This is a genomic window from Methylobacterium sp. D54C, from assembly GCF_053345595.1.
The window spans coordinates 1-11,639 of sequence record NZ_JBKFAK010000052.1 but is presented as its reverse complement, the minus strand read 5'-3'; the positions used below and the strand labels follow the sequence as shown (position 1 = coordinate 11,639).

At 63.5% G+C, this 11,639-nt stretch carries 10 protein-coding genes and 3 pseudogenes; 7 read left to right on the top strand and 6 right to left on the bottom strand.

The window, feature by feature from the left end:
- On the top strand, positions 1 to 393 hold a 393-nt coding region (locus tag ACLBYB_RS31765), incomplete at its 5' end, for an integrase core domain-containing protein (protein WP_447701241.1).
- An 823-nt stretch (positions 394 to 1,216) separates the two neighbouring features.
- Entirely contained in the window at positions 1,217 to 1,522 is a 306-nt protein-coding gene (locus tag ACLBYB_RS31760; RefSeq protein WP_447701242.1) for a GCG_CRPN prefix-to-repeats domain-containing protein, read from the top strand.
- An 85-nt stretch (positions 1,523 to 1,607) separates the two neighbouring features.
- Here ACLBYB_RS31760 and ACLBYB_RS31755 read toward each other — a convergent pair.
- Positions 1,608 to 1,841 (bottom strand): annotated as a pseudogene (locus ACLBYB_RS31755) (helix-turn-helix domain-containing protein); the annotation flags it as partial.
- Positions 1,842 to 2,150: 309 nt separating this feature from the next.
- Here ACLBYB_RS31755 and ACLBYB_RS31750 point away from each other — a divergent pair.
- A complete protein-coding gene (locus tag ACLBYB_RS31750) occupies positions 2,151 to 2,771 on the top strand; it encodes a nucleotidyltransferase domain-containing protein (RefSeq protein ID WP_447701240.1) in 621 nt (206 codons plus the stop codon).
- A 54-nt stretch (positions 2,772 to 2,825) separates the two neighbouring features.
- Here the strand turns inward: ACLBYB_RS31750 and ACLBYB_RS31745 are convergent, their stop codons facing one another.
- Positions 2,826 to 3,491 (bottom strand): recombinase family protein, encoded by a 666-nt coding sequence (locus ACLBYB_RS31745; protein ID WP_447701239.1) that lies wholly within the window; start codon positions 3,489 to 3,491, stop codon positions 2,826 to 2,828.
- A gap of 220 nt (positions 3,492 to 3,711) precedes the next feature.
- On the bottom strand, positions 3,712 to 4,635 hold the full coding sequence (locus tag ACLBYB_RS31740) for an integrase catalytic domain-containing protein (RefSeq protein WP_447701238.1): 924 nt from the start codon (positions 4,633 to 4,635) through the stop codon (positions 3,712 to 3,714).
- Positions 4,636 to 5,000: 365 nt separating this feature from the next.
- Between ACLBYB_RS31740 and ACLBYB_RS31735 the strand changes: the two genes are divergently transcribed.
- Together ACLBYB_RS31735 and ACLBYB_RS31730 are read left to right on the top strand one after the other, a co-directional pair.
- Positions 5,001 to 5,768, top strand: coding sequence for a YfdX family protein (locus ACLBYB_RS31735; RefSeq protein ID WP_447701237.1), 768 nt, complete (start codon positions 5,001 to 5,003; stop codon positions 5,766 to 5,768).
- A gap of 182 nt (positions 5,769 to 5,950) precedes the next feature.
- The gene (locus ACLBYB_RS31730) at positions 5,951 to 6,169 is read left to right on the top strand and encodes a hypothetical protein (protein WP_447701236.1); all 219 of its coding nucleotides are present in this window, start codon (positions 5,951 to 5,953) and stop codon (positions 6,167 to 6,169) included.
- Positions 6,170 to 6,268: 99 nt separating this feature from the next.
- Here the strand turns inward: ACLBYB_RS31730 and ACLBYB_RS31725 are convergent, their stop codons facing one another.
- The 3 genes and pseudogenes from ACLBYB_RS31725 to ACLBYB_RS31715 form a co-directional block, all read right to left on the bottom strand.
- On the bottom strand, positions 6,269 to 6,916 hold the full coding sequence (locus ACLBYB_RS31725) for a DedA family protein (RefSeq protein WP_447701235.1): 648 nt from the start codon (positions 6,914 to 6,916) through the stop codon (positions 6,269 to 6,271).
- Between the two features lie 41 nt (positions 6,917 to 6,957).
- Positions 6,958 to 7,215, bottom strand: a pseudogene (locus tag ACLBYB_RS31720) (IS6 family transposase); the annotation flags it as partial.
- A gap of 201 nt (positions 7,216 to 7,416) precedes the next feature.
- Positions 7,417 to 8,418 (bottom strand): helix-turn-helix domain-containing protein, encoded by a 1,002-nt coding sequence (locus tag ACLBYB_RS31715; RefSeq protein WP_447701234.1) that lies wholly within the window; start codon positions 8,416 to 8,418, stop codon positions 7,417 to 7,419.
- Between the two features lie 658 nt (positions 8,419 to 9,076).
- Between ACLBYB_RS31715 and ACLBYB_RS31710 the strand changes: the two genes are divergently transcribed.
- On the top strand, positions 9,077 to 9,526 hold the full coding sequence (locus tag ACLBYB_RS31710) for a MucR family transcriptional regulator (RefSeq protein WP_447701233.1): 450 nt from the start codon (positions 9,077 to 9,079) through the stop codon (positions 9,524 to 9,526).
- Positions 9,527 to 9,706: 180 nt separating this feature from the next.
- Positions 9,707 to 11,341, top strand: a pseudogene (locus ACLBYB_RS31705) (ISL3 family transposase); the annotation flags it as partial.
- Positions 11,342 to 11,639 lie beyond the last annotated feature (298 nt).

The window sequence follows — 11,639 nt, the reverse complement described above, 5'->3', positions numbered from 1 at the left end:
TGGTCGGCGACCACGACGGGCGTCTCGGCCGAGATGGTCTGCAACCTGATGATCGCCTGCTGCGAGCGCCGGTTCGGCGCGACGAAGACCCCGCACCCGGTCGAGTGGCTGTCCGACAACGGCTCCGTCTACATCGCCAAGGAGACAGCGCAAACGGCCGCCGCGCTCGGCCTACGGCTGCTGTTCACCCCGGTGCGTTCGCCGCAGAGCAACGGCATCGCGGAGGCGTTCGTGAAGACGCTCAAGCGGGACTATGCCCGCTTGGCGATCTTGGCCGACGCCGAGACCGTGATGCGGCTTCTGCCGGCTTGGTTCGAGGACTACAACACGATCCACCCGCACTCCGGCCTGCGCATGCTCTCGCCCCGAGAGTACCTCAGCCGGACTGCCTAAACCCGCCCCGCTGCCTGTCCGGTCAAACAGGGTGCACTCCACCCCCCTTTCGAAGAGCGGGTGACATCGGCATGCCCGCAATTCAGGTTGGCGCCAACGATGCACGCCAGCAGCAGACCGTCGTCACACCGGATGTAGCTGGTACCGCGTAGAGCCTCGGGCGCAACAGCGAAGACGTCTCCAATCTGCGGCAGCAGTGCGTCCGGTGCAGGCAACTCGGTACTATCGTCCTGATGAGGCCGGCACTGCATAGGCGCTGCCTGTGCAGGCACTATCGAAAGAGCCGAAAGAGCAATGGTGAGGAGCATACGCATGGTGACACATGTGTACCTTTGTTCCGAGCTTGTACATTCGTGCGAACTCTAAAACACGACAATGTACGTGCCTCAATGCTACCTGATACCGAGAGCGTGCCGCGCCAGCTTGCCGTAGAGCATAGTACCGACGATCCGGCACCTATCGCCATGATGGGATAAGTTCATCGTATGTGGTCCCGCCCACAGGGTTTTCTGCAACAGCATCTTGTCTAGGATCAGCCCGGACAAGGTCGCACCCAAGCAGGCGCGGCCAGCCGCCTCGGCGGCAAAAGTGGCAAACTACGCGGCCCACTGCCGTCAGATCTGAGAAACAGAGCCGTCGCTTGGTTCTGTCAGTTCGAGTTGAGTCCTGTGTGCAGGAGCACAGAGACGGACTGCGTTCCGTTACATAAATCTCACTCGATGATGGACGAGATTTAATGCAGCATTCGGATCCCACACGAGTTGTGTAGCAGCTGTCACGCTTGAGACAGCAGACGTTATCAAGGACAAATACCATGCGTATAATGAACACGGTTGTCGCGGCAGCAGCATTCGCCGCTGTTCCGCTGGCGAGTGCGACTGCGATGCCCCTCGCCGGCGATCCAGGCATCGCCGCCCCCATCGTCCTTGTAGCCGACGGCTGTGGCTCGGGGGCTTGGCGCGGCCCCTGGGGACATTGCCGCAACACCCCTTACTCGGGACCGCTCCCGGGTGGTGCGTATCAGGTCAGTGTAGGGAACGGCTGCCCGCCCGGTTACTGGCGTGGTCCCTGGGGGCACTGCCGTGACACTGTCTATCACGGCCCGCTCCCTGGCGGAGGGTTTCAGTAAGATCGATTGCAGCCGCGAGCTGAAAACGCATTGAGATATAGCTATACGAAGCACGAATGCCCTTGTGTCCAACAGTGCGCGCGGTTCATTCCTTGATCGCGGTGCTGTTGGCACGGGCGCGGGGGAAGTAGCTGTAGAAGGTGTCGCGATTGACGCCCATACGCTTGGCGATCTCGGCGACGCTGATCGTGCCGGCCGCGAGCATGGCCCGGGCCGCTTCGAGGTCTGCCTCGCGGAGCTTCTTTGGCCGGCCACCCTTGCGACGCCGAGCGAGCGCCGCCTTCAGGCCTTCCATGGTGCGTTCGCGGTTGAGGTCGATCCGACAAGAACGGGGCTGTTTCCGGCGACTCGCGACCAACATTCGCGCTTCGTCGGAAAAACGATCGTCAAAACGACATAGCGGTTGGCTCGGCTGGCCCAGCCAATGTCGTTTTCCAAAGTCGATGTCAGCGGCTTGTCAAAGGCAATGTCAGCGGGCGTCTCAGATGGGTGGTTTCCTGTCTGGCCGCTTCTGGACGTGGGGTGCATGAAGCCGACATAGCTGCGGGAGCCGGTTACGACCCTCAGCCAAGATTTTTCCGGGGTCCGCCTTCCTACGTGTAACTTTGACTAGCACACGGTCACTTCGATGAACCCTCCCGACGAGAACGCTTGGGATGCATGGTTGCCCCACGAACTGGGTCAGCGTCTCCGAGAGGTGATTGTCCCATGGTACGTTGCGGGTGGATGGGCTCTGGACATTTGGCATGGCGAGCAAACGCGCGCGCACGAAGACTTAGAGTTCGTGGCTCTTCACCATGATGCGGATCATTTCCGCAGTGTCCTACAAGAATTGGATTTCTTCACAGTAAAGGACGGGGTGATAGAAAATTTACCGCCGTTAGAACCCATACCGAGTGATGTCTGGCAGGTTTGGGGAGCAGACATGCGGCGAAGTATTTGGCGGGCTGATCTTATGATCGAACAAGGCACTCCCGACCTATGGGTCTATAAGCGCAATCCGACTATAAAGATGGCGCGTTCTGATGCTGTTCTCGTCAATGGAAAAGGCATCCCATATCTAGCGCCGATGATAATATTGCTGTTCAATGCCAAGCATTGTCGAGACAAAGATCGGGTGGATTTCGAGCTTTGCCTGCCTAAATTGTCTGCCGACGAACAAAATCAACTGATCATCTGGCTGAATGATCTACACCCTAATCATGAGTGGCTCACGCCCCTGCTAGCGAAATCACCGGGCAGCCGATGAATGTCCGCTCTTGGGAAGTCCTGATGGCAGCCCGAACAACTAGGTTGGGTCGATTTATGCCGTTCCCTCCAGGGCAGGCGTACTCGGAGCGGTTTGGCGGAGCGTCGCCAGTTCGCGATACAGTGTCGAGCGCCCGAGGCCGAGTTGCTTGGCGGCCTGGGCGGGCCGGATGCCGGCCTCGACCAGCTTGAGCGCCGAAACCAACTTGTCGGTATCAAGCGGCGGCCGACCTGGAACCTTGCCGCGTGCACGAGCGGCGGCGATGCCGTCGCGGGTGCGCTCAATAATGAGCCGACGCTCGAAATGCGCGATGGCGCCGAAGACGTGGAAGACGAGTTCGCCGGCGGCGGAGGACGTGTCGAGGCGCTCCTCCAGGGAGCGGAACGCCAGGCCGCGCGCCTTGAACAGATCGATGGTCTCCAGAAGCTCCTTGAGCGAGCGACCGAGCCGATCCAGGCGCACGACGCAGATGGTGTCGCCGGCCCGGCAGAAGCCGAGCATCTCGGTCAGGCCCGGTCGGTCGAAGCTCTTGCCGGAGACGATGTCGTCGAACACCCGGATCGCGCCGGCTTCCTGGATCAGCCGGCGGCGCTGCCCCTCCAGGTCCTGATCGCTGGTGGAGGCGCGAGCATAGCCCAACACGTCCGGCATCGTGGTACCCTTCGTCCCTAATCCGCTCGGTTTGTGGACGATCGCACCGGCCCCTGCAAAATCCGCCATCGTTCGTCCCTAAATACTGTCCACAAACCCGGAATGTCCAGGAACTCCGAAGCGCATTTTCTGGACGATCTCGGGGTCGCAGCGGACGAACCACCGTAGCGCCACGCTCGTCCGGGCATTGCAGCGTGCCTCGGTCATGTTCCGCAGGCGACGGATCGACTGGCCGGTTCCGCGTGCCAGGGCATCCAGGAATGCTTGCGGGGGATCGACCCTGTACCGATCAAGGTCGCCGGGTTCGCAGCCGAGCCCGTGCCGGCAGAAGGTCGCCAAGCCGACGCCGTAGGCACCGGCCAGGCGGACGCCAGTCGATGGTGATGTCGTGCTGGGCGCAGCCGCGCTCCAGCGCCTCGGAATGGAACTCGGCCGCGTTGTCCACGCCGAGGCGGCGCGGGCACCCCACGACCGGCCATTCCGCGTCGACACCGATGCCCTCCAGCCAAGGCCGCTTGTCGGAGCCGACCTGCGCCAGGCACAGGCCGACGCTGGTCGCCGACGGCGCCTCCAATGTGATGTGGAAACCGGCGATGCAGCGGCTGAACACGTCGATCGCGACCGTCACCCACGGTCGGCCGATCGGAAGGCGCTCGATCGGATCGACCAGGATGAGATCGACCGGCGTATGGTCGATCTGCACCATGTCGAGCGGTGCGGCGGCGGTCGTGGTCGAACCCCGCACCGCGACCGGCACGCTCACGTCGCCGCGGTGGCATCGTTGCTCCAGCGACAGGGCCGCGATCCGGCGTCGTACCGTGCTCGCCGAGGGTGGAGGGACATGCAGCTCGCGGGCGCGTCGGCAGACCTCGATTACGACCCTCGCAGCCGATAGCCGCTGTGGCGTCAGGTAGAGATCGGCCACGGCCTCGCGGATCAGGGCATCGCGGCGCTCTGCGATCCTTCCCTTGCCGCGTCCGCCACTCGATCCGCTCCTGACCATCGCGGTCAGCGTCCCGCCGCCCTCCCGGCATCGGCGAAGCAGGCGATACACTTGCCGTTCGGTCACGCCCAAGGTGGCTGCCGCTGCGCGGGCCTGCGCACGGGGACAGACCGGTAGGGCAGCCAGAGGGCGAAGTACCGCCGTGCGCCGCTCCGCTTCCTGCCAGATCGGTCCGGGGATGAGGCTCAGGTCAGGGGCTCGCTTCGCCATCTGCCGACATCCACTTCGAGAGAAGTGCGAGCTGCTGACACCGACTCTGACTGCCAGCGACATCGACTGTGACAACCGCCGGGCCCGCTTAGCAAGCGGTCATCCACCTCCGGCTGACATCGACTTCGAAAAACGACAGCCAAGCCATCAGCTTTGCCTACGCCTCACAGGGACGACGCATCAAGGCAGGGCGCATTTCCAGGAGCCTATCCCGGCGCATCTACATTACACATTTTTAATACCTCCGACATGCGACCAAGTCGATATCCGACTATTGTCTGAATGCGGAATCAACAAGGCAAGTTCGGGAAAATGGCTTAGTGCCGGAATGAGAGGGATTTGAAATAATGTCGTATCACAAATCTATGGCTGCAGCCTTCGTGCTCACCACAATCCTCGGTGGAGCCGCCTACGCGGCAGAGTCGGCTGTCCAGCACAATGGCGCGCAGATCAGCGCGAGCCAAGCCGCGGTCGACAAGGATGTCGGCAAGCTCTCGAAGGACGGCGCACAAGGCTTCAGAGATCTTCAGCTCACCCGCCTCGCGATCTTCGAGGCCAATCCTACCCAGGCCAAGGACATGATCGCCAAGGCGCAGGCCGCCTTCGCCAAGGCCAAGACCGACGACGCGGTCTTCACCAAGGCCGAGGCCGATTTCAGTAAACCTGCCGACCTTACCGCTCAAAAGGCAACTGCGTCGCGCGACAAGGACGATGCCAAGCCGGCCGCCAAGGAGCAGGTAGCATGGGTCCCGGTCGACGCGCAGCTGACCCTCGGCGACGACTTCGTGGCCACGCCCGCCAAGGCCTCCGCGGTGACCGAAGCGAACAAGAACCTCGCGCAGGGAGATCAGAAGGGTGCCTTGGAGAAGCTCAGGCTCGCCAACGTCGACGTCAACTTCACCATGGCGGTCCTGCCCCTGAACAAGACCGTCGCGGATGTCGACCAAGCAGCGACGCTGATCAACCAGGGCAAGTACTACGAGGCTAACGCGGTCCTGAAGGCGGCCCAGGATGACGTGCGCTTCGACGTGATCAATGCTGTAGCCATTCCTCAGACGGCCAAGGCCGCCACGGCCGACAAGGGCGCGCCGCAGGCTCCCGGCGCGACCACGGGAGCCAAGGACAGTAAATAAGGGATCGCTGACGCACCGGGCCGCGCCTGACCGATTTCGGGCGCGGCCCGCGCGAACAGAAGACGCATAGGGCGCTTCTTGATCTCAAATATCCTCGGATTTGAACTTCCCCTTGGTGATACAATGGCGGGATCCGTCGGGACGCAGCGGGTTTGATTTCTATAAAGTGCTCGGAGGCGAGGATGCCTTTCATTGTCGTGCATGGCCAGGAAGACCTCGAGCACAAGGATGCCGTGTGCAGGGGCGTGGCCGACGCTCTGACGCTCTTGTTCAGCTTGCCGGAACATCCGCTTTGTATCCGCGAGCTGGTGGCACCGAATGACGAGAATGAAGGCCACTTGGCGGTCGCGTCTCCACGAAGGGCAGCAGCATCTCCCGCGGCTTCTGACGAACTGACTTGAGGCCGCTCAGGAGATCTGAGTGCTACGCGAAACGGTGTTCGGTCACCGTTGAATGGCGTGAAACTACTCGTCGCTCCTTTAATGATTTGGGCTGAGACGTCAGAGTGGTGGCATCCTATCGGCCTCAGCTTGAAGCTGCGCCTCCCGACGCTTGAGCAGGATCGCGCAGGTGATCAAAGCGGCGCCGACGAGGGCAAGGCACGTAAATGAGACCGGCCAGGACCACGCACGTACGCGTTCGCCGAACACGTAGGCGCTCCCGCCGATGACTCCCGCCCAGAGGGCGGCGCCGGAAACATCGTAGGTAAGAAAGCGAGGCCATGGCATGCGGATGGTGCCCGCCAGGAAGCTGACAGCGGTCCGCAGCACCGGCACGAAACGAGCCGCGAGCACGATGCGTCCTCCGTAGCGTTGAAGCAGATAAAGGCCGAGGCGCTGGCGAGGTGGCCCGAGTCCGAAACCCGGACCGAAGCGGGCAAGCATTCTCGTTCCGGCGCTGCACCCGGTCACGTAGACGAGATTGTCGCCGAGCACGGCCCCAACTATCGCTGCGAGGATGACGGGCAAGAAAGCGGGAGCATGTGGGTTGCCTCCAGCGCTGAGCACAGCGACAGCGATGAGGATGCTGTCGCTCGGCAGCGGCAGGCCTGTACTCTCCAGCATCACCGACACGAACACGGCCCAGGCGCCGTAAGATACGGCCAAGTGTATAAAGGACGCTTCCGGGAGGATGTGAAAGAGGGGCATGTGTGCTCGTGCGGCAGCGATCGGCCGAAAGCAAGTACGGCGGACCCACAGTGTGGCCGACGGAACTGCCGCAGTCGCTTCTCGATCAGCGGCGCATAGGCGAGGACCCACCGGTTCAGCGTGGCGTGATCTACCTCCAGCCCGCGCTCCAGGAACAGCTCCTCAATATCACGGTAGCTGAGCGGGTATCACAGGTACCAGGAAACCGCCTGGACGATCAGGGCTGCCTCGAAATGCCGACTCCGGAAGTCGGCTTTGGCGCGCTGCTTGAGCTTGGCGGCAACGGCGGACAGGATCATGGGCCGGCTCCGAGGATGGAGCGGCACGCCGAGCGGGTATGCCTAACGACCCGTGAGCACCGGGACCAATCGAGTTTGCGACAGGCCCGCAATTTCTATCGTGCCATTCTATTGAGACACGGCTCGCGCAGGCGGATCGAACTTCCGAGGTCGTATCGGCCGAGCATCCGCTGGTCGGACGTCGGCGGACGCTGCCTCGCGTCACTCGGAATCGAGCGGTGCAAAACCGCTCCACCAAACCCGAACCGCCCCGAGGATCGCGTCCCGGTCCATCTCCGCTGCCGGCCGCCGTTGCTCACGCCAAGCGCGGGGCGAGATCCCGTAACGTTGGCGGAAACCGTGGCTCAGATGCTGGAGGCTACGGATGCCATACGCCTGCGCCAGTTGCGCCAGGCTACGCCGCTCCAGCGGATCAGCCAGTGCATGACGTAGAGTGCGGAAGCGCCGATCGAGGATGAACGCCCGGACCCCACCGTGCGGAGCGAATAATCGATAGAGCACGGAGCGGGAGATCCCGAGCCCCGCCGCGATATCCTCCGGTACGAGGTCGGGGTCGGACAACCGAGCGAGGATGAACCGCTCTGCCAGGGCGAACTGGCCAAGATCGAGTTCCGGTCCCTCGAGCACGTCGAAGGCTCGCGACGGATCGAGCAGGTGCCTGACGAAGCCCGTGAGTTCCGTCTCGAGAGCAGGCACCTGCTCGATCGGAGTGAGCGGAAGGCTGCGATATAAAAGATCGACCCGCGCCGCGAGCAGGCGGTTGCGAGCTGCATCGAAACGAACCGCGAGGGCGTCGGTGTCGAGGCCGACGAACAGATGACGAGGCATCACCAGCCCCATCGTGTCGGCCGCCAAGTTCCCCGCCAGCATACGGCGACGGTTGGCGACCGCCACGGTGCCGGGCAACAGCGCGGCCGTCCGCCCGGAGATGTCGCCGTAGTAGCTGCCGCTGCGGCACAACTGAAAAGCGATGTGATCGGGCGTCGCGTCGGCGAGGCGTTGATCCCGTGACACGTGCTGGGCACGCCAGACAGTCCGGTTCACGAGCATGGAACCCAGGCGATAGACGGCGATGCCGCCCTGTGGCGCGTTGCCGGCGACGTTTCGCGGGGCGGGATCGATGCTGTACATCAGCCGCATCAGCTGACGCCAAGTCTCGATCGCCTGCTCCTCCGGCTGGGTCGTCGTGTCGTAACGCAGCACGGGCAGTGCGCGAGAGGGAGGCGGTACCGAGGCATTCGCAGGCATGTCGCGCGGCACTCCCATCGTAGCGCTGTCACCTTTGTCCGACATTTGTCAAGCATCAGCCGAGGGCATTGGCAACCTAGCGGCCGGCGCGGCATAGTCGGGCATGTCGATGACGGCGAATCAGGTTTGCGAGGTGAAGGTCGATGGAGCTTGGCGAGCCGTCGGCCTCGGGGAGGCGCGGCTGATGCCGCGCGATACCCCTAAGCGTTGTCCGTTCTGCCACGGCCGTGTGACGATCATGGGCGTGTACAGTTTCCAGGGACATCTGACGCTGTCGCATCACCGATCCCACGACGGATGTCCGTCCAATGTGCGACAGTACCGCGGCGTCCCGCAGCGCCATCCGGAGGCGGTCGATTAGCCCCCCGGCCCCACTGACGAAGCGTCCGAGAAGAACAAGTCGAGATCCGCTGAAAGCGGACCCCTCGACTGGCTTCCGCATCTACCAATTGTCCGACATAGAGATATGCTGTATAACTTGTTTGCGGTGCACAGCCCCCTTTGTGCACCGCAGCCCGTTTAGGGCTTTCCTCCCGAGACTTGAGGTCGCCCACGAGGGCGGCCTCCTTTCCGAGCGGTCCCGGGGCGTGAACCGTTTACATGAGGGTATGACGTGGACTCGAGCGCAGGACCGATCGCGGTGTCAGCCATCGATCATGTCGGGCTGACGGCACAGCTTGTCGCCGCATACGTGGCACATAATAGCGTTCCAGTTTCGGATCTACCTGGGCTCATCGGCGACACACATGCCGCACTCGTGTGCCTTGGCGACTTGAAGTCATCGCCTTCTGCGGGAGCCAATAGGCCAACGGCAACCCAGATCCGCGGGTCGATCACGCCCGAGGCGCTGATCAGTTTCGAGGATGGAAGGCCGTACAAGACGTTACGGCGGCACTTGACGCTGCGTGGGCTGAGCGCCGAAGCCTATCGTCGGAAATGGGGGCTGCCCGGGGATTATCCGATGACCGCTGCAAGCTACTCCGCGCGGCGTTCGGCGCTGGCCAAGAGCTTCGGCCTGGGCCTGCCGCGTGTGATGATCCCCGCGTCCGCCCCTGGAGAGTAGCTGCGCCCCGCGTGACGGCCGCGAAGCTGGGCTGAATTTTGCAACTCAGTTCGTGTGCACCCGCCACGCTGCCGATCTGCATGCCATGCTGCCGCGTCACCTGGCACTTGGACTTGCTTTGCAAAAGTGGCTCTTCGTCATTTCGTGTGGCTTCCGCGTGCGTTCTCTGTTCGTGTGAGAATGACGGAGCTTGGCGATGGCGCGGCTGCACGAGGTTCCTGGCTGCCGGGTACTCTCCAACAAGATGGGCCTGAGGCAGGCGTTGTCATGCACGTTCGCGGCTGCCGCTGCGCAGGACTATGTCCCGTCTGCGGCACGCTGAGCACCGCCCGTCACGGCTCCTATCAGCGGCACCCCGCCGATCTACCCTCCCTTGGACGAGCCGTTCGGCTCGACCTCACCGTCCGGCGTCTGCGCTGCCTCAACCCCTCCTGTCCCCGACGGACATTCTGCCTTCCTGCCTCTTCTCTCCTGGCTCCGCACGCCCGAGGAACCCGACGCCTCGCCAAGGCCCAGCAGCGCGTCGGATTGGCCATCAACGCTCGAGCCGGTGCGCGCCTGCTGGCAAATCTCTCCATGCCGGCGAGCGCCTCGACGCTGCTGCGCCTCATGCACGCTGCGCCCCTGCCGCGCGTTGCACGAGCGCGGGCAATCGGTGTCGACGACTGGGCCTGGCGTCGTGGGCGCGCCTGGGGCACGCTCGTCGTCGACCTCGACCATCATCGTGCCATCGATCTTCTGCCCGACCGCAACTCGGCGACCTTCGAGGCTTGGCTAGCGTCGCACACCGATCTGGAGATCGTCGCACGGGATCGCTCGACAGGCTACGCGCGTGCGGCCCAGGCCGTCGTCCCGCGTGCACAGCAAGTCGCAGATCTCTGGCACCTCCTTTTGAACGCGCGCCAGATGCTGGAGCGCTGGTTGGTCGGCGCTCATGCTCGCCTGCGCGCCCTTCCCGTCCCATCCGGCTCGGCGGCTCCCATTCCTGATTACGCCCGCGACCACGCCTTCCCGCGCAGCCGCACAGATCAAGCTGCCGCGCAGGAGGCACAACGTTGGAGGGCCGTGCGTCATGCACAGGTGCAGCGCCGCCGCGCGGCCGGCGAGTCGATCATGGCGATCGCGCGCGATCCCTCTGGCACCGGCAGCAGCGCGGCGCTACGCCTCCGTGGAGGGGCCCCCGGAACGCGGCGAACGGCGGATTGGACCAAGCTAGCTCGACCCCTGGCTGGCCTGTCTCGAGCGCCGCCGTGCCGCGGGCTGCGAGAACGGATTGCAGCTCCTGCGAGAGCTGCGCGAACGCAGTTACGCGGGCGGCTCGCGGCAGGTGCACAAATGGCTGCAGAGTCGACGGACGAAGGTCGCGATCACCACGCCCCGACGCTGGCGTCACGCCGTTCCCGGCATGACGGCCCCCGGCTCGGCCGAGCTGCCGGCGCGGCGCCAGCAACTGCCGGGATTGAAGGTTCTCGCCTGGATCATGAGGCGACGCCGGAGCGGCTGAGCCCGGCCGATAGCGCGCTTCTCGCGCGCATCGTGCAGGATCCAGACGCCGCCACGCTACACGGGCTCAACCAGCGCTTCGTCGGGTTCGTACGCGAGGCCGGGAGGAAGGGGAACGGATCGTCCGCCCATGGCAACCGACGTCTGGCGTCGTTCGAGGCTTGGATCGTCGAGGCGAAGGCGAGCGGCATCCGAGCCGCGCAGACGTTCGCCAGCGGGCTCGTCGTTGATGCGGCCGCGGTAAGGGCGGCGTTGACGATGCCGTGGAGCAACGCTCAGTCCGAGGGCCAGATTACGAAACTGAAGCTGATCAAGCGACTGATGTACGGCCGGGCCGGCTTCGACCTCCTACGCCGTCGCGTGCTTCTGGCTCCTTGACCCACACGAAATGACGAAGAGCAACTAAACTGTGGCAACTTCAGAAGAGAGCTCCCGTAATAAACAGGGCGCTTTCAATCTGAGATTGACTTAGAGGTACCTGTTATGGCGAAATTTCATTTCGTCGAGGATTACGAGGCGTACGTCCGCCAACTGATGCGCGACTTGCCCCTGGACGAGGCGATGAGCGTGGCGGTGGGCGGCGACTACGACCGCATCGGCGCGATCGAGT